This is a genomic window from Qipengyuania marincola, assembly GCF_029688625.1.
GTDB lineage: Bacteria > Pseudomonadota > Alphaproteobacteria > Sphingomonadales > Sphingomonadaceae > Qipengyuania.
Genome location: NZ_JARULC010000003.1, coordinates 286,966 through 304,409 on the forward strand (window position 1 = coordinate 286,966; position 17,444 = coordinate 304,409).

Sequence of the window (17,444 nt, forward strand, 5' to 3'; positions counted from 1 at the left end):
GGCAAAGGCATTTACCGCTGGTTATTGACAGCAATGTAAGTAGCAGCTACTTACATTGCTGTCAGTTAAACTCGGAGCCTTCCATGAACGCCCCCGCCACGATCGATACCGACACCCGCAAATCCGCACCGACGCCGAAAGACCTCACGCTGACCGTGCGTGACGAGCGCTTCAATCGCGGCACCACGCCGCGCCGCTGGTGGGCCGGAGATGCGTTCGGCACCGCCTGGCACAATGCCCTGTCCGCGACTTTTCCGCGCGGCGAGGCATTCTTCATCGAAGCGGTCAAAGCCCATCGTGAAGGAGCCGATCCCAAGCTGGAGGCCGAGATCCGCGCCTTCGTGAAGCAGGAAATCAACCACACACGCGAACACATCGCCTTCAATCGTCTGGCCGAAGATCACGGCTACGACATCAAGGCGATCGATGCACGCGTGGCGGAAATGCTCGCGCTGACGAAGGACCGCCCGGTCATCGTCAATCTCGCCGCGACCATGGCGCTTGAGCACTACACCGCGATGATGGCGCAGGAATTCCTCGCCAATCCACAGCATTTCAAGGATGCCGATCCCGAAGTGCGAGCGATGTGGGAATGGCACGCGGTCGAGGAAATCGAGCACAAGGGCGTCGCCTTCGACACCTGGAACCATGCAACCCGCGACTGGACCCCCTTCCGGCGCTGGAAGTTGCGTAGCCTGATGATGCTGATCGTCAGCTTCAACTTCTTCCGCAATCGCTGGACCGATACGCTCGAGCTGCTCGCTCAGGATGGGATCACCGGCTGGAAGGCTAAATGGGGCCTGATCAAGTACCTTACAGTCAAACCGGGCGTGGTACGCCGCATCTTCCCCGCGTGGCTCGCCTACTTCAAGCCGCGCTTCCACCCCTGGGATCACGACGATCGTCACCTGATCGGCAAGTATGAGGGCGAGTTCGAAGCAGCGCTGATGCCCGCCGAATAAACCTGACGCGAGACATGAGAAAGACCCCGCAAGCGATTGCGGGGCATTTCGTTTGAGTCACGCCGCTTTTGGGGCGGCCACTTCGCCTTCTGCGAGGTCGAGCGTGAAGAGCGCGCAATCGACGTCCTTGCCGCGCGCACAGCTGTGCCGCGGGGCGACCTTTCCGGTGGGCCTGAAGCCGATCTTGCGCAGCACTCTCCCCGACGCAGGATTGTCGGTGAAATGCCCCGCCTCAAGCCGGTCGTAGCCGAGCAGCTTGGCGATCTCGACCACGCCGCGGGCCGCTTCGGTTGCGAAGCCCTGGCCCCAATAGGGCCGCGCGATCCAGTAGCCGAGTTCGACACCAGTATCGGTTTCCCCCAAACCAGCGCCACCGATGATTCTCGAACCATGGTCACCGGGCAGGGTCAGCAGGAAACTGGGGACTTTCGAATTCACCTCGCGCATGACGAACTGGCGCGCATGTTCGGGGAGATAGGGCCACGGCGCGCGGGCAAGATTGCGGACGACGCCTTCGTCGGCGATCCCGCCAAACAGCGCTTCTGCATCTTCGGGCCAGGCAGGCCGCAGCAGCAGCCTTTCGGTAACATGGAACATCGGTATTCTCCCCATATCCACGCTCCGGGCTCCTAGGCCGGACGCGTGACAGTTGCGTGGCGGCGAAAGGATATTTCGCCAGACTGAGAGGGAGAAACGACAAGAGGGAGACGGGTCGGTCCCATCTCCCTCTTCGGTTGCCGGTGGTTATCCCGGCTGGGACCGTCCCGTCTGGACGATCCCGTTATCGGAGCGTCCGTTTATTCGGCGGCTTCCGCCAGCATGTCGACCGATACGAATTTGCGGTCGAGCTTGCCCTTGTGGAATCGCACAATGCCGTCGGTAAGGGCGAACAGGGTATGATCCTTGCCCATGCCGACATTGGCGCCCGGATAGAACTTGGTGCCGCGCTGGCGCACGATGATGTTGCCGGCGACGACGTTTTCGCTGCCGAACTTCTTCACACCGAGGCGACGACCGGCTGAGTCGCGACCGTTACGCGACGAACCGCCTGCTTTCTTATGTGCCATCGTCCGTAATCCTTACTTCTTGTCTTCGGTCTTCTTGGCGGCAGCCTTCTTGGGCGCTGCCTTCTTGGCCGGAGCCTTTTCCTCGACGGCGCCCTTCTTGGGGGCAGCCTTCTTCGCGGCCGGCTTCTTGGCTTCTGCCTTCTTGGTCTCGGCCTTCGGAGCATCGTCCGTCTTGGCTTCGGCCTTCGGGGACGCTTCCTTCTTCGGCGCAGCCTTCTTTTCCGCCTTCGAATCGCCGACGGCCGTGATGCGCAGCAGGGTCATCTGCTGGCGATGGCCGTTCTTGCGGCGATAGTTGTGGCGGCGGCGCTTCTTGAAGACGATCACCTTCTCGCTCTTCGCCTGGGCGATGATTTCCGCCGAAACGGTCACCTTGCCGGCGTCTTCGAGCTTGTCGCCTTCACCGGCGAGCAGAACGTCGCCCAGCGTGATAGTGTCGCCGGCTTCGCCAGCCAGCTTCTCAACGGCGATCTTGTCTCCGGCGGCAACCCGGTATTGCTTGCCGCCCGTGCGCACTACTGCGAACATGGTGGTTATCTCTCAATCAATTAGCTTTGCCGCATCCTTGCGAATATACGGCGCACCCGTCAGGCCGCCAATCAGCAGCCCCGGAAAGAAGCGTGCCGTTAGGCGAAAGGCGGGTCCAAGTCAACGGCCAGTGCGACGATTTTTCTTCTCCGCTGGCGCGACGCGACCTGCGTGATATGGAGACCGCGATGACCCTTCGCAAGTTCGCATTCGCCCTCTTGCTGCCGCTTACCTGCGCAGCGTGCGCGACACCCGATGCCGGGGCCTACCCCTCGCTTGCCATCCGGGATGTAGAGCGCGTGGATGGCACGTTCGAGCCCGTGCAGAGCGACCGGCTCGATGTACCCCCGGTCGAAACGCAGGGCACCGGCGATCTGCCGACCCGCCTTGCCGCTTTGCAGGCGCGGGCGCGCGATGCACACGCCGCGTTCCTCGCCGCATTGCCAATGGCGGAGCGGCGGGTTTCGGCCGCGGCCGGAAGCGCCGTTGGCACCGATGCCTGGGCCTCCGCGCAGGTTGCGCTGGCGGATCTGGATTCACAGCGCAGCCAGGCGGCCATTGCGCTTGGCGACCTCGACACCTTGTATACCGCCGCCGCGGTGCAGGCAGAGGATGTCGCAGCAGTGGCGGCTGCGCGCGACCAGGTGATCGCTCTGGTCGGCGAGGAAGACGCCGCGCTGCAGCGCCTGCGCGAGCGAATCCGATAAGCGCAAAGAAAGCGCGGGACCGGTCGCCTGGTCCCGCGCAGCGTGCAATGTCCTTTGCCGGGGAGGGGTCAGCCAGTCACGCTCCCCACGATCGTGACGACGGTCAGGCCCCAGCAGAAGATCAGCACGGGTAGGATAAGCACCTGGACGGAAGCGTCCCTGGCATTGACGCGCCCTGTGTGGGTTGCGATGCCGCGCCGCTTGAGTTCCGTCCAGCGCAGGTTGCGCTGGCCGCTTTCGGGCGCAAGCCGCGTCCAGACAAGTGGCAGTCCGAAACCCGCAACAATGAAGATCGCGAAGATCGCCATGGGAATCGCCAGGCCCGGCGTCGAGAGGCCGGTGGCCATGACAGCGAGGAAACCGAGATAGAGGCCCACCGTCGCGACGTAGAGCGGCCGCGGCAATTCGAACGTGCGATCAACAACAGTGCGCTGCGGCGCGAGGCGATCGTGGACGATGGCGGTGTCGGCAATGAGTTCGCGGGGGAGATTCTTCGACATGCTGCTTGCTCCTTTTGATGGGAGCCTTGTGCCGACGGACGAGAGCCCGTTCCTTGATCTGGATCAACTTTTGCAGATTATTTCCAGCGTTCCAGATCGGTGAGATCTTCGGGGCGCGGCGCGATCCAGTGCCAGCCATCCACGCGTCGCTCGCGCTTCCACAGCCACGTGGCACTCTTGAGATGATCCATCAGGAAGTCGACCCCTGCAAAGGCGTTGCGGCGATGCCGCGCGGCCGTCGCGACAAGCACGATCGGTTCGCCGGGCCGCATGGTGCCGATCCTGTGCCAGACCAGCGCTCCGTCGAGAGCGAAACGGGCGCTGGCGGCCTCAGCCAGCTCCTCCATGCCACGCAGTGTGAGCGGCTCGTAGTGCGTCAGCTCGAGCGCGCGTACGCCGCCATCGGGTCTCACCTTGCCGAGGAAGCTTGCGATCCCGCCCGCCTCGCCATGCGCGGCATTGAACGCCGCCAGGGCCTCCCCGACCGACATGCCTGTCTCGAACAGCCGGACATCGAGCGGGGATGCAAGAGAGAGCCTAGCCACCGCTCACCGGAGGCAGCAATGCGACTTCCTCGCCATCCTGCGCAACGAGGCTGGTCCTGTCGGCCAGCACTTTGCCCGCACATGCGACATTCACTTTCTCGTCGGCCAATTGCGCCGCTACCTGCGGCCCGACTGCTTCCAGCAGACCAGGCCAGTCTAGCGGGCCATTCGTCTTTATCTCCTGACGTTCTGCCAGGTCACGCAATGGCCCGAGCAACAGGATACGCACCGCCATTTCTCAAGTCTCCAGATACTGCCCGGTCACGCCGGGGGCTCGGGCGAGGTAGGCTTCGGTCGCATCGATTGCCGGGCCCTCGCCTGCGACCATATTGACCCGTCGCGGCGCATGTTTGCGGGCAAGCCCGGCGGTCACGGCGCGGCGCCATTCGCGATGGGTGTAATCGGCGCTGGGCACGGTGATGAGCAGATCCTCGCCAGCTTCGAGCTGGTGCTCGACATGGGCGAGCCAGTGCTGGTGGAACAATCCGGCCGCCGCCAGAGGATCGGCGGGGAGATCATCCACCGAGATACGCTTCATTCGCGACGCTCGCGATGAAGCGTGATGCCGATCTTCTCGCCCGCCTCGGCAATGGCGAGCTTGACGATCTTGACCGTCACCGCCTCGACGCGCCGGTCCTGCAGGAACAGCGTCTCGCACACATGATCCGCGACCGCCTCGATCAGCTTGAAATGCACGCGTTGGGGCAAAGCTTCGGAAGCGGCGAACTTCAGGTCCATGTAATTCTTCGAATCGTCCAGCGACGTGTCCGGATCATAGCGGTGCAGCGGCTTTATCCGCACGGTGATGGAAAAACGCAGCGGCTGCGGCTTGCCCGTCTCCTCCGAATAAATGCCGGTGAGCACGTCATGTTCGAAATCGGCGACTTCGAGGATCAGCGAATCATTCATCGGCGGTCCCTTAGAGCATCGCGCCTGGGAATGGGCACCGCTTTTCGGTCAGAGCGAGGCGACGCCATCAGCGCGGATTGGACCAGCGCGCGAAAATGGCAGTGGGAAGCAGACGCCCCGACACATCCTCCTGCACGGCGAGGTCGCCATGTTCGATCGTCCCGGGGAGGTCGGCGAATACCTCCGCGAGCAAACCGCCCAGCGCGAGACTGCTCATCCGCACGGCGTAGACGGTGAGAAACAGGAAGCTGCTCTCGGCATCGAGAAGCTGGCGGCAATCCGAAACCAGATCGGGCAGTCCTTGCTCGAGCCTCCAGACCTCGCCGTCCGGCCCGCGGCCGAATTTGGGCGGATCGAGGATGATCCCGTCGTAGCGCCGTCCGCGCCGCACCTCGCGCGCAGTATATTTCATGGCATCTTCGACCAGCCAGCGGATCGGGCGATCGTCGAGACCCGCCAAAGCGGCATTCTCGCGCGCCCGCGCCACCGACTTCTTGCTCGCATCAACATGAGTGACGCGCCCGAAACGGCTCAAGGCCTGCGTGCCTACGCCAGTATAGCCGAACAGGTTCATCGTCTCCGCATTGCTACGGCCTGCGAGCTGCGCGCCCATCCAGTCCCACACGGGCGCCATGTCGGGGAAAAAGCCGAGGTGGCGGAAGGGCGTGCACTGCGCGGTGAAACGCGCTTCCTCGCCCCAGGCCAGTTCCCAGCCATCATCCGGCACCGGCCTGGCGTATTGCCAGCGTCCGCCGCCGTCCTCGTCGCTGCCGGGGACGAATTCGCCGTGAGCATCCCATTCACTGAGGCGCGGAGCCCACATGGCCTGCGGTTCGGGACGGATGAAGCGATAGGCCCCGTACTCCTCGAACTTGCGGCCATGGCCGCTGTCGAGCAGGCGATAGGCATCCCAACCCTCGCCCACCATCAGCACTGGATCGCGCAGCAAATCCGCCATCAGTCGGCGGTTTCGAGGATGAAATCGCGCACCGCCTCATAGGTGCCGGGAAGCTCGGTATAGGCCTCTTCACGCGCGAAGAGATCGCCGACGCGACTGGGCAGCGACGGGCGCAGGCCCGTGGCGCGTTCGACCGCATCGCTGAATTTCGCGGCGTGAGCCGTGGCGAGAGTCACGACCGGGACCTGCGCCGCGAGGTCGGCGTGCCGCGCCGCGTGGAGGCCGATAGCCGTGTGCGGATCGATTACCTCGCCCCAATTCTCATAAGCCTCGCGGATCGAGCGCGCGGTCTCGTCCTCGTCCACTCGCATGCTGGTGAAAAGGCCCGCCGCACCATCGCGCTGGGCGTTGCTGAGCATCATCGCCCGGCTTGCCTCGAAGCCGCGCATCTGGTCGGCCAGCGCCGCGCCATCGCGCCCACCGACATCGAACAGCAGTCGTTCGAAATTGGAGCTGACCTGAATGTCCATGCTCGGCGCGGTGGTCGGGGTGACCGTCCCGGCGGAATAATCGCCGTTGCCGAGCGCGCGGTGGAGGATGTCGTTCACGTTGGTGGCGACGATCAGCCTGGCGATCGGCAACCCCATGCGCGCGGCGACATGGCCGGCGAAGACATCACCGAAATTGCCGGTCGGAACGCTGAAGGCAAGCTCGCGATCCGGACCGCCCAGTTGGAGCGAGGCCGCAAAGTAATAGACGACCTGCGCCATCAGTCGCGCCCAGTTGATCGAATTGACCGCGCCGATGCGATGCCGCGCGGTGACGCTCTCGTCGGCGAAGATGCGCTTCACCATGGCCTGCGCATCGTCGAAGCTGCCTTCGATCGCGATATTGTGCACATTGGGCGCGCGAACCGTGGTCATTTGGCGGCGCTGCACGTCGCTCACCCGACCTTTCGGGTGAAGCATGAATATCTCGACATTGTCGCGCCCGGCCACGGCATCGATGGCCGCGCTGCCGGTATCCCCGCTGGTGGCGCCCACGATCGTCAGGCGACTGTCCTCGCGGGCAAGAAATTCCTCGAACAGCAAGCCCAGCAGTTGAAGCGCCACGTCCTTGAAGGCCAGCGTCGGGCCATGGAACAGCTCGAGCAGCCACTGGCGCTCATCCAGTTGCACCAGCGGCGTGACGGCCTTGTGCGCGAAGCGGCCATAGGCCTCCTCGGTCAGTTCGCGCAGGCGGTCCGGCGCCAGGCTGTCGCCGACGAAGGGCTGCATGACCCGCGCCGCAAGTTCGGCATAGGGCAGGCCGCGCATGGCACGGATCTCTTCGGCCGTGAACTGCGGCCACTCCTCCGGCACGTAGAGGCCGCCATCCGAAGCGAGCCCAGCCAGCGTGACTTCGGCGAAATCGAGCGCGGGCGCGCTGCCACGGGTTGAAACATATTTCATCGGCAACGGCGGTTAGCGGGGGCGGCGCAGAGGGGCAAGCAAGGCGGCCTTTAGCCTGCTTTAGCGTCCCTGCCCCGGCGTCGAAGCACCAGGACGTAAATGACCAGCGCCGTCAGCGCGAAGAGGAACCATTGACCGGCATAGCCCCAGGACGTGTTCTCATAATCCTCGGGCCGGGATTGCTGGGACGGAAGAAGCCCTGCCCTAGGCGTTTCGGCAATGATCATCAGCGGGCGTTCCGGAGCCTGGAACGTCAGCCGCTCCCAGAAGCCGCGTTCATCCGGTGCGAGAACTGCAACGCCCTCGACCTCTCCGCCTGACCATTGCGCCACCGCTTCGGGCCGTTCGGCCACCCCGATCTGAGCCTTGAATGGACGACCTGAAGGCGAACGGCAGGTCGCGATCTGTTTCCAGCCCGTCCGGCCAGAAGCATCCCGACCGCCGACAACCTGCATGTCGACAACTTCGGCACAGGTCGCGCTCAGCCGGCGATAGAGCAAAGCCTCGCTCTGGGGATCGCTGAACGGATAGTCCGCGACCGGCATGGAAGGGCGATCGATCATGGATTGTTTCAGCTGGTCGCGTTCCGCCGCGCGGTCGAGCTGCCAGAAGCCGAGCGCGATCATCGTCGCGATCGCGGCCGCGACGATGATCGTGGGAATGATGGGAATGGTCCTGATCGTCATGTCTTTCGCCGGATACGAGAGGGGCAGCCTGGCCGAGACCGGGCTGCCCCTCCTGTTATTCCAACCTGTCCGGGGACATTAGTGGACGGCAGCGCCCCAGCCGCCCCAGACGTAAACGACGACGAAAAGGAACAACCACACCACGTCGACGAAGTGCCAGTACCACGCAGCCGCTTCGAAGCCGAAATGCTGGCGCGGAGTGAAATGGCCCTTGTAGGTACGTACGAGGCAGACGATCAGGAAGATCGTGCCGATCAGCACGTGGAAGCCGTGGAAGCCGGTCGCCATGTAGAAGGCCGAGCTATAGGTGTTGCCGCCGAATTCGAACGGCGCGGCCGCATATTCGTAGGCCTGGATCGCCGTGAAGACCGCCCCCAGCAGGACGGTGAGCCACAGGCCTTTCTTCAGGCCCTCCCGGTCGCCGTGGATCAGCGAGTGGTGCGCCCACGTCACCGTGGTGCCCGAACACAGCAGGATCAGCGTGTTGAGCAGCGGCAGCGAGAACGGGTTGATGACCGCTTCGATCGCCTTGGGCGGGAACTGGCCGCCGATGACTTCGGAAATCTCGGATGGGAACAGGGCGAAATCGAACCAGCTCCAGAACCAGCCAACGAAGAACATCACTTCCGACGCGATGAACAGGATCATGCCGTAACGCATGTGCAGCTGCACGACCGGCGTGTGGTCTCCGCGTTCGGCTTCCTTCACGATATTGGAAAACCACGCGAAGAACGTCGCGATCAGGCCCGCGATGCCGAGACCGAGCACGAGATGCGCGCTGGCCATTTCATGCATGTACAGCACCATGCCGCTGGTGAAGGTAAGCGCCGAAACCGAGCCGAGGAACGGCCAGATATCGGGTTCGAGAATGTGATATTCGTGATTGACGTTGCCAGCCATGGGTCTTCTGGTCCTGTAAGTCGCGTGTGCCGCAGCCCATAAAGCGCGATGCCGCGCGGGTCTAGGCCCTAGTCGGCGGAATCTATCGCCCGGTGGAAAGTGTAGGACAGGGTGATCTGCTCGACGCCGTCCATGTTCGGATCATCCAGGGCCGCCGGATCGACGAAATAGAGTACCGGCATACGCACCGACTCGCCCGGCTGGAGCGTCTGTTCGGTAAAACAGAAACACTGGATCTTGTTGAAATAGGCCCCGGCCTGTTCCGGCTCCACATTGAAGGTCGCAGTGCCGGTAATCGGCTGATCCGAATTATTGCTGGCGAGGTAGATCGCCATGTCGCGCTGGCCGATCGAGACCGTGTCGGTCGACTGTTCGGGCCTGAAGCTCCACGGCACGTCGCGCGCCGTCGAACCGTCGAAGCGGATCGAGATCGTCTTGCCACCGGCAGCTGCGCCCATCCGTTCGGCAATGGCAGCGTCGCTTTCGCTTGCGCGCTGGGTAGTCCCGCCAAAGCCGGTTACCTGGCAGAACAGTTCGTAAAGCGGGACAGCCGCATAGCCGAGGCCGAGCATGGCCAGCGCGCCGCCGAATGCCAGCAGTGCTGTGCGGGTCTTGCGGGTTTCGAGCGTGGCGGTGGTCATGGTCTCCTCACATGCGGGCGATGGTGATCACGTAGAACAGCACGGCGAAAAACAGCAGGATGCCGCCGAGCACGAGATTGCGGCTCTGCTGCCGGCGCTTGAATTCGGTTTCTTCTTCGGGGGTCATGCGACAAGTCCCTGATAGGCGAGTACCCGATCCACGACCAGAGCCGCGAACAGGGCGAAAAGATACACGATCGAAAAGGCGAACAGGCGCTTTTCCGGCCGCATCTTATCGGCGTCACCCGTCTGCCGGAAGGCGACGGGAACGGAAAGCGCAAGGAAGGCAAGCGAGAGTGCAAGCGCTGCAATGCCATAAACCGCGCCGGTCCCGCCGATGAACCACGGCGCGGCGGCGATGGGCACTAGAATGATGGAATACACAAGGATTTGCCGCCGGGTCGATGTCTCGCCGCGGACGTTGGGCATCATCGGAATACCGACGTTTTCGTAATCGGTCTTCACGAACAGGGCGAGCGCCCAGAAATGCGGCGGGGTCCACATGAAGATGATGGTGAAGAGCAGCACCGGCATCAGGGTGATATCGCCCGTAACCGCGACCCAGCCGATCATCGGCGGGAAGGCCCCCGCACCGCCGCCAATCACGATATTCTGCGGCGTCCGCGGCTTCAGCCAGATGGTATAAATTACCACATAATAGACGATCGCCGCTGCAAGAATGACCGCCGCAAGCCAGTTCACCGCAACACCCATGATCAGCACCGATGCGACCGACAGCAGGATGCCGAAATCGCGCGCATCCTCACGCCGCATGCGTCCTGTCGGCAGGGGCCGGTTGGCAGTGCGCTTCATGCCCCCGTCGATATCGGCTTCCCACCATTGGTTAAGAACCGCGGAGCCGCCCGCGCCCATGGCGATGCACAGGATCGCCGTGAAGCCGAGCACAGGGTTGATGTTTCCCGGCGCGGCGAGCAGCCCGCACAGGCCAGTGAAAATCACCAGCGTCATGACGCGCGGCTTGGTCAGCGCGAAGAAGTCGCGCCACTCGGCGGGAAGCTGGATGGGTTTGGTCTGGGTCATGGGATCGGGCGCCATATAGGCATTCACAGCCGCTTTAGCCAGTCGATCAGCAGGCGATTCACCGCTTCGGGCCGTTCCTGCTGGGTCCAGTGGCCGACACCCTCGAGAATGTGGCCCTCGACCTGCGGCGCGACCATGCGCATCAGCGCCACCGGATCCTCGACCGCGCCGAACAGGTAGGTGGCCGGATCGCGGGTGCCACCGATGAAGAGGGCGGGCTGTTCGATGCGCTGCCCCTGCCATTGGCGCAGCCATTCGTAATCGCGCTCGTGGTTGCGATAGCGGTTGAGCGGCCCGCGAAAGCCCGACGCCCGGAACTCCGCCTCGTAGAAATCGAGGTCGGTATCGCTGAGCCATGCGACCGGCTGCGGGTCGGGCAGGCCTTCGAGAAAGGTCGCGCCATAGGGTTTGGACCAGTAATCGCCAGGCGGCACGTCGCCGCTGATCGAATACATCATGCGCTGCACGAAATCGCGCGGGTCCTGCTCGGCCTCGGCCTCGGCGACGCCTTCGGCCTGGAAATACTCCTGGTAGAAGAACTTGCCCTGATCGGTGAAATGTTCCCGGAAGACCTCGGTGAAGGGCCGATTGGGCACCCCGGCGAAGGGGACGGAAAGGCCCGCGACGGCATGGAATTGGTCAGGATGGGTCAGCGCGCTGTTCCACACGATCGGCGCCCCCCAGTCGTGCCCGACGAGCACCGCAGGCCGGTCCGGTGAGAGTGCCTGCTTCAAGCCGACGAGGTCGCCGACGATGCGCTCCATGGCATAAGCTTCGACCGGGTGGGGCTTGTCCGAGCCGCCATAGCCGCGCACGTCGATAGCACAGGCGGTGAAACCGGCCGCGGCGACCGGGGCCAGCTGATGGCGCCAGCTATACCAGCTCTCGGGAAAACCATGCACCATGATGGCGAGCGGCGCGGTCCCCGGCGCGGGGCCCTCGATCGCGCAACGCAGGGTCAGTTCGCCGACATCGACCGTGCGCATCTCCGGCATGGCTACGCTCCTTCACCCGATATGCGAACGGCCGACCCCCAAGGGGCCGGCCGCTGCATGTACAGTCAGCCCCCGCTTCAGGCGGTTGCGGGCCTCGGATCGCTGATGTGATCGTGGTGGCTGTGGTGCTCCTCGATCACGGGCAGCTCGCTGAACTGGTGGAACGGCGGCGGGCTCGAGAGAGTCCATTCGAGCGTCGTCGCACCCTCGCCCCAGTAATTGTCTTCCGCGCGACGCCCGGCCGTGAAGGCATAGGCGAGGTTCACGAAGAAGATCACCATCGAGGCGGCCATGATGTAGTAGCCGTAAGAGCTGATCTCGTTCCAGTAGGCGTAGGCTTCCGCATAGTCCGGATAGCGGCGCGGCATGCCCTGCCAGCCCAGGAAGTGCTGCGGGAAGAAGATCACGTTCACGCCGATGAAGAAGCCCCAGAAGTGGAGATGCGCGAGCAACTCGCTGTGCCAGCGGCCGCTCATCTTCGGGAACCAGTAGTAGAAGCCGGCGAACATCGAGAACACCGCGCCCATCGAGAGCACGTAGTGGAAGTGCGCGACCACGAAATAGGTGTCGTGCACCACGTCGTCCACGCCGCCATTGGCAAGGTAGACGCCGGTCACGCCGCCCACAGTGAACAGGAAGATGAAGCCCAGCGCCCAGACCATCGGGCTCTTGAACTCGATAGAGCCGCCCCACATCGTGGCGATCCAGCTGAAGATCTTCACGCCTGTCGGCACCGCAATTACCATCGTGGCCGCGGTGAAATACATCTTCGTGTTCACGTCGAGGCCGACGGTATACATGTGGTGCGCCCACACGACGAAACCGACCACGCCGATCGCGACCATGGCATAGGCCATGCCAAGATAGCCGAAGACCGGCTTGCGGCTGAAGGTCGCGACGATCTGGCTGATCATGCCGAAGCCCGGCAGGATCATGATGTAGACTTCGGGGTGACCGAAGAACCAGAAGAGATGCTGGTACAGGACCGGATCGCCGCCGCCGGCCGGATCGAAGAAGGTCGTGCCGAAGTTACGGTCGGTGATCAGCATGGTGATCGCGGCCGCAAGAACCGGCAGCGCGAGCAGCAGCAGGAAGGCGGTAACCAGCACCGACCACACGAACAGCGGCATCTTGTGCAGGGTCATGCCCGGCGCACGCATGTTGAAAATGGTGGTGATGAAATTGGTCGCACCCAGGATCGAGCCGGCACCGGCAAGGTGCAGCGAGAAGATCGCGAAATCGACCGCCGGACCCTGCGACCCGGAGGTCGACAGCGGGGCATAGACCGTCCAGCCGACGCCTGCGCCCGGACCCGTACCGCCCGGCACGAAGAGCGAGAAGAGCAGCGAGACGAAGCCGGCCACCGTCAGCCAGAACGAGATGTTGTTCATGCGCGGGAACGCCATGTCCGGCGCGCCGATCATCAGCGGCACGAACCAGTTGCCGAAGCCACCGATCATCGCGGGCATGACCATGAAGAAGACCATGATCAAGCCGTGAGCGGTGATGAACACGTTCCACATGTGCAGCGAGGTGTCGAAATCTGGCGTGCCGCCCATGAATTCGGCCCAAAACTGCAGATACTGGATGCCAGGTTCGTGCAGCTCGGCGCGCATGATGCCCGAGATCGCACCGCCGACGATACCGGCGACGATCGCGAAGATCAGGTAGAGCGTGCCGATGTCCTTGTGGTTGGTGGACATGAACCAGCGCGCGAAGAACCCCGGCTTATGATCGGCATGATCATGCGCGTGGTCCTCGTGGTGGGCCTGGAAGCTGTCTGCAGTAGTGGCCATCGTGCTTGTCTCTCGCGTCTTTCGTATTTCTTAGGCAGCCGGATTTTCGACCGGCGGCGCGCCGGCGCCGGGGGCACCCGGGACCGCGCTTTCAGGTTCCTGGGTCGGCGGCAGCGACGGATCGGTGTCGATCCCCGCGTCTTCCTCTCCAGCCACGGTGCCGCCCTGTGCGCGAACCCATGCATTGAACTGGTCCATCGGCAATGCCTCGATCGCGATCGGCATGTAACCGTGGCGTGCACCGCACAGCTCAGAACACTGGCCGTAATACACGCCCGGCTCGTTGATGGTCAGCATCTTCTCGTTGAGGCGGCCCGGCACGGCATCGAGCTTGAACCACAGGCTCGGCACGGCGAAAGAGTGGATCACGTCGGCAGCGGTGGTCTGCAGGCGGATCGGAACGCCGACCGGCACGACCATGCGATTGTCGACCGCCAGCTGATAGGGCTCGCCCCGCTCGCGCGCTTCGGCGTCGTCGAGCATGTTGGAAACGATCTCGAAGTCGCCGTTGTCGGGATAGGCATAGCCCCAATACCACTGGTAGCCGATCGCCTTGACAGTGATGGCATCCTTCGGCGGCGTCTCATACTGCTTGGCGATGAGAGTGATCGACGGGATCGCGATGCCGAGCAGGATCAGCGCCGGAACGACAGTCCAGATGACTTCGATGGTGGTGTTGTGGCTGGTCTTGGAGGGGACGGGATTGGCCTTCTTGCGGAACCGGATGACCACATAGAGCATCAGCGCAAGAACAAAGAGGCTGATCGCCACCATGACCCAGATAAGCCCGACATGCAGGCCGCTGGCATATTCGCCGGTCGGCGAGAATTGCGGCTGCACGTCCCAGCCACCCTGGACCGGCATGCCCTTGCCTTCGGTCGGCGCCATCGGCGTGTAGGCATCGCTGCCCGCGGCCACTGCGTCGGGATCGGCCACGTCCGCCGCCTGAGCCGGATCGACACCGTCCAGCGCCTGCGCGGGTGTCGCTTCGGGCACGGGCGCGACCAGATCGTCCTGCGTCAACGCTTCCTGCGCGGTCACCGCCTGCGGTGCGGCTGCCAGCATGCCGGCCATCGCCAGACTCGCGAACGTGCGGTTCAAACCCTTGAAGAAGCCAGGAAAATTCATCGTCTGGACGCTCTTTCGTGTCTCGTTATCAGCTCGGCCAGCAGGCCATCGAGAATCGGCCGCCCAACATTCTCAAAGCCGAGAAAGGGCGGGATTTGGGACGCCTATAGGCATGGAAACCCGATGCCTCAAGCGCGTTGCCGACAAAAATATGCACCAGCGTTTGCCTCTTGCGCAATCGAACGCAAACCGCTTTGTGCCAGCGCCGTATGACAGACGAAGAAATCCTCGCCGAATTCCGCGCCAGCGAAGCCTTGCTGGAAGGCCATTTCAAACTCAGCAGCGGACGGCACAGCGGCCACTACCTGCAATGCGCCCGCGTACTCATGAACCCCGAACGCGCCGGTCGGCTTGCGCTGGCGCTCACGCAGAAAATCCCGCGCGAGGTTCGCTCCGCGATCGATGTCGTGGTCAGCCCGGCCATGGGCGGAATCATCATCGGCCACGAGATGGGGCGCGCCCTGGGCAAGGACGCGCTGTTCCTCGAACGGCCCGACGGCGAATTTCATCTGCGCCGCGGCTTCCGGCTCGAACCGGGCGCCAAGGTGCTGATGGTGGAAGACGTAGTGACCACCGGCCTTTCCAGCCGCGAGGCCATCGCTGCCGTGGCGCGCGAGGGCGGCGAAGTCATTGCCGAATGCGCGCTGGTCGACCGCAGTGACGGGTCCGCCGATCTCGGCGTGCCCTTCTTCCCGCTAATCGACATCACCTTTCCCAGCTATGCGGAGGACGAAGTGCCTGAAGACCTCGCTGCCATTCCCGTGACCAAGCCGGGTAGCCGCGCCGCTTGATGCGATTTTTCGCCGCTCTCCTGTCGCTCGCGTGGATGAGCCTCGCCAGCCAGGCGATGGCCTGTGCCCTGCAACCTGTGGTGATGTTGGACGACGGTGCCGCGGAACCCGCGCTCCCGCCCTTCTATGCCGGGCTCGACGAGGCCATTGGCGAGGATTTCCCCGGCGAAGTCCAGCTATATCGCGACGGCATGACCTATTGGGTTCGCAGCGCGCCGGACTGCGAAAATACTACCTGGCCGTGGGCCTCCATCACCAAACAGGTCGTGGCGACGCTGACCATGCAGGAGGTGGAGCGCGGCACGCTCGCGCTCGACGCCCCGGCGATCGCATATCTGCCCTTCCCGCCTGCAGGTGATCTTCCCGCCCCCACGATCCGTGACTTGCTTCAGCATCGTTCGGGTCTGCGCAATCCCGACGAGAGCCCGAAGGATGTAAACGGCGTGCCCGACTTCTACTCGGATGGGCCAAGCGGACTCGATTTTTGTCTCGATCAACGCGACGCGTCACCGGTCGAAGGCTGGACCTACAACAATTGCGACTACATCGTGCTCGGGGCGGTGCTGGAGTCTGTCACTGGCAGGCCGATCCGCGCGCTGATCGGCGAGCGGCTGCGCTCTGCCGGGGTCGACGGGCCCATGCTGGCCAGCCGCCGTCCGCGCAGCCTTGCTCGCAGCGACGCCAATTATCCGTACGATGTCTCTCGCTATGGCGCTTCCGGCGGCATGATCGGGACTGTGAATTCCATCATCGCCTTCGATCGCGCGCTTATGGAAGGCCGCCTGCTGTCATCCGAAGCGAGGGCCGAAATGTGGAAGAGCGACCCGGCGCTGGGCTACATGGCGCTGGGCCAATGGGTCTATGAGGTACCGCTCTCCGGTTGTCCAGGTCCGGTACGCATCGTCGAACGACGCGGGGCCATCGGAGACTATCAGCTGCGCAATTTCATCGTTCCGGAGGACGACATGGCGCTCGTGCTTGCCGTAAAGGATGGCGGCTTCGAATTCGGCGAACTCTGGCAGCAACAGGGGCGTTCGTTCGAGATCCTGTCTGCCGCCGTGTGTGGAGATGCAACATGAGCGATACCTCAAGCTCCGGCAAACTCCGCCTCGGCGTGAATATCGATCACGTCGCTACGATCCGCAACGCGCGCGGCGGCGACCATCCCGACCCGGTGCGCGCGGCAGAAATCGTGGCGAGCGTGGGCGGCGACGGCATCACGGCCCATTTGCGCGAGGACCGGCGGCATATCCGCGACGCCGACCTCAGGCGCATCCAGAGCGCGACCGACCTGCCGCTCAATCTCGAAATGGCGGCGACCGAGGAGATGCTCGACATTGCCCTCGCCCACAAGCCGCATGCCGCCTGCATCGTCCCGGAAAAGCGCGAGGAGCGTACGACTGAAGGCGGATTGGACGCCGCCGGGCTGCACAACACGCTGACCCCGATCGTGTGGAAACTGAAGGACAACGGCATCCGCGTGTCGCTGTTCATCGAAGCGGACGAGCGGCAGCTGGAAGCTGCGCAGCGCCTCGGCGTGCCGGTGGTCGAATTCCATACCGGTGAGTACGCTCATGCGGGCCTCGACGGCGATGCAGAGCGCGAGGCGCGCGAGCTCGAGCGGATCGCCGCGATGTCCGTCGCGGCGCGTAGTGTCGGGATCGAACCGCATGCGGGGCACGGGCTGACCTATGAGAATGTGAAGCCGATCGCGGCCATTCCGGAGCTCGCCGAGCTGAACATCGGGCACTATCTTGTCGGCGAGGCGGTGTTCGTTGGGCTGGAAGAAGCCGTGCGACGGATGCGTAAGCTGATGGATGAGGCGAGGTAGATGGCGTCTATTCGCTCCCTTTGGTCGCTGCGCCCGGCACCGGCCCACGCCCCCTCCCGGCCACCCTT

General features: G+C 63.7%; 23 protein-coding genes. 5 read left to right on the top strand and 18 right to left on the bottom strand.

Annotated elements, in window-relative coordinates:
* Window positions 1–83 precede the first annotated feature (83 nt).
* Window positions 84–962, top strand: coding sequence for a metal-dependent hydrolase (locus P8Q88_RS11290; RefSeq protein ID WP_278323933.1), 879 nt, complete (start codon window positions 84–86; stop codon window positions 960–962).
* Between the two features lie 57 nt (window positions 963–1,019).
* On the opposite strand, the gene P8Q88_RS11295 is transcribed toward P8Q88_RS11290, so the two are convergent.
* From P8Q88_RS11295 to rplU, 3 genes are all read right to left on the bottom strand, one after another.
* Window positions 1,020–1,559: a GNAT family N-acetyltransferase gene (locus P8Q88_RS11295; protein ID WP_278323934.1), complete on the bottom strand. Its 540-nt coding sequence runs from the start codon at window positions 1,557–1,559 to the stop codon at window positions 1,020–1,022.
* 200 nt (window positions 1,560–1,759) lie between these two features.
* Window positions 1,760–2,029, bottom strand: a complete 270-nt coding sequence (rpmA, locus tag P8Q88_RS11300) for a 50S ribosomal protein L27 (RefSeq protein ID WP_067694900.1) — start codon at window positions 2,027–2,029, stop codon at window positions 1,760–1,762.
* Window positions 2,030–2,041: 12 nt separating this feature from the next.
* A complete protein-coding gene (rplU, locus tag P8Q88_RS11305; RefSeq protein WP_278323935.1) occupies window positions 2,042–2,557 on the bottom strand; it encodes a 50S ribosomal protein L21 in 516 nt (171 codons plus the stop codon).
* 188 nt (window positions 2,558–2,745) lie between these two features.
* On the opposite strand from rplU, the gene P8Q88_RS11310 reads away from it, so the two are divergent.
* A complete protein-coding gene (locus P8Q88_RS11310; protein ID WP_278323936.1) occupies window positions 2,746–3,264 on the top strand; it encodes a hypothetical protein in 519 nt (172 codons plus the stop codon).
* A gap of 68 nt (window positions 3,265–3,332) precedes the next feature.
* Here the strand turns inward: P8Q88_RS11310 and P8Q88_RS11315 are convergent, their stop codons facing one another.
* From P8Q88_RS11315 to coxB, 15 genes are all read right to left on the bottom strand, one after another.
* Window positions 3,333–3,764 carry a hypothetical protein gene (locus tag P8Q88_RS11315; RefSeq protein ID WP_278323937.1) on the bottom strand — a complete coding sequence of 144 codons (432 nt, stop codon included), beginning with the start codon at window positions 3,762–3,764 and terminating at the stop codon, window positions 3,333–3,335.
* Window positions 3,765–3,841: 77 nt separating this feature from the next.
* Window positions 3,842–4,255: a molybdenum cofactor biosynthesis protein MoaE gene (locus tag P8Q88_RS11320; protein WP_278323938.1), complete on the bottom strand. Its 414-nt coding sequence runs from the start codon at window positions 4,253–4,255 to the stop codon at window positions 3,842–3,844.
* Window positions 4,256–4,301: 46 nt separating this feature from the next.
* Window positions 4,302–4,544 carry a MoaD/ThiS family protein gene (locus P8Q88_RS11325; protein ID WP_278323939.1) on the bottom strand — a complete coding sequence of 81 codons (243 nt, stop codon included), beginning with the start codon at window positions 4,542–4,544 and terminating at the stop codon, window positions 4,302–4,304.
* 3 nt (window positions 4,545–4,547) lie between these two features.
* Complete coding sequence (locus P8Q88_RS11330; RefSeq protein ID WP_278323940.1) at window positions 4,548–4,847, bottom strand: Rossmann fold domain-containing protein; 300 nt, start codon at window positions 4,845–4,847, stop codon at window positions 4,548–4,550.
* Entirely contained in the window at window positions 4,844–5,218 is a 375-nt protein-coding gene (locus P8Q88_RS11335) for a dihydroneopterin aldolase (RefSeq protein ID WP_278323941.1), read from the bottom strand. Before P8Q88_RS11335 ends, P8Q88_RS11330 begins: the two co-directional genes overlap by 4 nt.
* 67 nt (window positions 5,219–5,285) lie before the next feature.
* Window positions 5,286–6,176: a class I SAM-dependent methyltransferase gene (locus P8Q88_RS11340; protein WP_278323942.1), complete on the bottom strand. Its 891-nt coding sequence runs from the start codon at window positions 6,174–6,176 to the stop codon at window positions 5,286–5,288.
* Entirely contained in the window at window positions 6,176–7,567 is a 1,392-nt protein-coding gene (gene thrC / locus P8Q88_RS11345) for a threonine synthase (RefSeq protein WP_278323943.1), read from the bottom strand. Before thrC ends, P8Q88_RS11340 begins: the two co-directional genes overlap by 1 nt.
* A gap of 50 nt (window positions 7,568–7,617) precedes the next feature.
* Window positions 7,618–8,253 (bottom strand): SURF1 family cytochrome oxidase biogenesis protein, encoded by a 636-nt coding sequence (locus tag P8Q88_RS11350; protein WP_278323944.1) that lies wholly within the window; start codon window positions 8,251–8,253, stop codon window positions 7,618–7,620.
* A gap of 78 nt (window positions 8,254–8,331) precedes the next feature.
* Window positions 8,332–9,153: a cytochrome c oxidase subunit 3 gene (locus tag P8Q88_RS11355; RefSeq protein WP_278323945.1), complete on the bottom strand. Its 822-nt coding sequence runs from the start codon at window positions 9,151–9,153 to the stop codon at window positions 8,332–8,334.
* A 68-nt stretch (window positions 9,154–9,221) separates the two neighbouring features.
* Window positions 9,222–9,794, bottom strand: coding sequence for a cytochrome c oxidase assembly protein (locus P8Q88_RS11360; RefSeq protein WP_278323946.1), 573 nt, complete (start codon window positions 9,792–9,794; stop codon window positions 9,222–9,224).
* A 7-nt stretch (window positions 9,795–9,801) separates the two neighbouring features.
* Window positions 9,802–9,921 (bottom strand): cytochrome c oxidase system small membrane protein, encoded by a 120-nt coding sequence (locus tag P8Q88_RS15100; protein WP_512700434.1) that lies wholly within the window; start codon window positions 9,919–9,921, stop codon window positions 9,802–9,804.
* Window positions 9,918–10,835, bottom strand: a complete 918-nt coding sequence (locus tag P8Q88_RS11365; protein WP_278323947.1) for a heme o synthase — start codon at window positions 10,833–10,835, stop codon at window positions 9,918–9,920. Before P8Q88_RS11365 ends, P8Q88_RS15100 begins: the two co-directional genes overlap by 4 nt.
* Before the next feature lie 23 nt (window positions 10,836–10,858).
* Complete coding sequence (locus P8Q88_RS11370) at window positions 10,859–11,830, bottom strand: alpha/beta fold hydrolase (RefSeq protein ID WP_278323948.1); 972 nt, start codon at window positions 11,828–11,830, stop codon at window positions 10,859–10,861.
* 77 nt (window positions 11,831–11,907) lie between these two features.
* On the bottom strand, window positions 11,908–13,626 hold the full coding sequence (gene ctaD / locus P8Q88_RS11375) for a cytochrome c oxidase subunit I (RefSeq protein ID WP_278323949.1): 1,719 nt from the start codon (window positions 13,624–13,626) through the stop codon (window positions 11,908–11,910).
* 30 nt (window positions 13,627–13,656) lie between these two features.
* Window positions 13,657–14,754 carry a cytochrome c oxidase subunit II gene (coxB, locus tag P8Q88_RS11380; protein ID WP_278323950.1) on the bottom strand — a complete coding sequence of 366 codons (1,098 nt, stop codon included), beginning with the start codon at window positions 14,752–14,754 and terminating at the stop codon, window positions 13,657–13,659.
* Window positions 14,755–14,963: 209 nt separating this feature from the next.
* Between coxB and pyrE the strand changes: the two genes are divergently transcribed.
* Genes pyrE through P8Q88_RS11395 form a run of 3 tightly spaced genes read left to right on the top strand, consistent with a single transcriptional unit; the run spans window position 14,964 to window position 17,376 of the window.
* Window positions 14,964–15,545 (top strand): orotate phosphoribosyltransferase, encoded by a 582-nt coding sequence (gene pyrE, locus P8Q88_RS11385; RefSeq protein WP_278323951.1) that lies wholly within the window; start codon window positions 14,964–14,966, stop codon window positions 15,543–15,545.
* Window positions 15,545–16,624, top strand: coding sequence for a serine hydrolase domain-containing protein (locus tag P8Q88_RS11390; RefSeq protein WP_278323952.1), 1,080 nt, complete (start codon window positions 15,545–15,547; stop codon window positions 16,622–16,624). The genes pyrE and P8Q88_RS11390 overlap by 1 nt, the downstream gene beginning before the upstream one ends.
* Window positions 16,621–17,376, top strand: a complete 756-nt coding sequence (locus tag P8Q88_RS11395) for a pyridoxine 5'-phosphate synthase (RefSeq protein WP_278323953.1) — start codon at window positions 16,621–16,623, stop codon at window positions 17,374–17,376. The genes P8Q88_RS11390 and P8Q88_RS11395 overlap by 4 nt, the downstream gene beginning before the upstream one ends.
* The last annotated feature ends 68 nt before the right edge of the window (window positions 17,377–17,444 follow it).

Coding starts and splice junctions, on each gene's coding strand:
- P8Q88_RS11365 (WP_278323947.1), bottom strand. CDS start 10,835: ATGACCCAGACCAAACCCATCCAGCTTCCCGCCGAGTGGCGCGACTTC.
- P8Q88_RS11320 (WP_278323938.1), bottom strand. CDS start 4,255: ATGTCGGTCGGGGAGGCCCTGGCGGCGTTCAATGCCGCGCATGGCGAG.
- P8Q88_RS11360 (WP_278323946.1), bottom strand. CDS start 9,794: ATGACCACCGCCACGCTCGAAACCCGCAAGACCCGCACAGCACTGCTG.
- P8Q88_RS11310 (WP_278323936.1), top strand. CDS start 2,746: ATGACCCTTCGCAAGTTCGCATTCGCCCTCTTGCTGCCGCTTACCTGC.
- P8Q88_RS11390 (WP_278323952.1), top strand. CDS start 15,545: ATGCGATTTTTCGCCGCTCTCCTGTCGCTCGCGTGGATGAGCCTCGCC.
- P8Q88_RS15100 (WP_512700434.1), bottom strand. CDS start 9,921: ATGACCCCCGAAGAAGAAACCGAATTCAAGCGCCGGCAGCAGAGCCGC.
- P8Q88_RS11315 (WP_278323937.1), bottom strand. CDS start 3,764: ATGTCGAAGAATCTCCCCCGCGAACTCATTGCCGACACCGCCATCGTC.
- P8Q88_RS11395 (WP_278323953.1), top strand. CDS start 16,621: ATGAGCGATACCTCAAGCTCCGGCAAACTCCGCCTCGGCGTGAATATC.
- P8Q88_RS11330 (WP_278323940.1), bottom strand. CDS start 4,847: ATGAAGCGTATCTCGGTGGATGATCTCCCCGCCGATCCTCTGGCGGCG.
- rpmA (WP_067694900.1), bottom strand. CDS start 2,029: ATGGCACATAAGAAAGCAGGCGGTTCGTCGCGTAACGGTCGCGACTCA.
- P8Q88_RS11290 (WP_278323933.1), top strand. CDS start 84: ATGAACGCCCCCGCCACGATCGATACCGACACCCGCAAATCCGCACCG.
- P8Q88_RS11335 (WP_278323941.1), bottom strand. CDS start 5,218: ATGAATGATTCGCTGATCCTCGAAGTCGCCGATTTCGAACATGACGTG.
- rplU (WP_278323935.1), bottom strand. CDS start 2,557: ATGTTCGCAGTAGTGCGCACGGGCGGCAAGCAATACCGGGTTGCCGCC.
- P8Q88_RS11340 (WP_278323942.1), bottom strand. CDS start 6,176: ATGGCGGATTTGCTGCGCGATCCAGTGCTGATGGTGGGCGAGGGTTGG.
- ctaD (WP_278323949.1), bottom strand. CDS start 13,626: ATGGCCACTACTGCAGACAGCTTCCAGGCCCACCACGAGGACCACGCG.
- pyrE (WP_278323951.1), top strand. CDS start 14,964: ATGACAGACGAAGAAATCCTCGCCGAATTCCGCGCCAGCGAAGCCTTG.
- P8Q88_RS11325 (WP_278323939.1), bottom strand. CDS start 4,544: ATGGCGGTGCGTATCCTGTTGCTCGGGCCATTGCGTGACCTGGCAGAA.
- P8Q88_RS11370 (WP_278323948.1), bottom strand. CDS start 11,830: ATGCCGGAGATGCGCACGGTCGATGTCGGCGAACTGACCCTGCGTTGC.
- thrC (WP_278323943.1), bottom strand. CDS start 7,567: ATGAAATATGTTTCAACCCGTGGCAGCGCGCCCGCGCTCGATTTCGCC.
- coxB (WP_278323950.1), bottom strand. CDS start 14,754: ATGAATTTTCCTGGCTTCTTCAAGGGTTTGAACCGCACGTTCGCGAGT.
- P8Q88_RS11355 (WP_278323945.1), bottom strand. CDS start 9,153: ATGGCTGGCAACGTCAATCACGAATATCACATTCTCGAACCCGATATC.
- P8Q88_RS11295 (WP_278323934.1), bottom strand. CDS start 1,559: ATGTTCCATGTTACCGAAAGGCTGCTGCTGCGGCCTGCCTGGCCCGAA.
- P8Q88_RS11350 (WP_278323944.1), bottom strand. CDS start 8,253: ATGACGATCAGGACCATTCCCATCATTCCCACGATCATCGTCGCGGCC.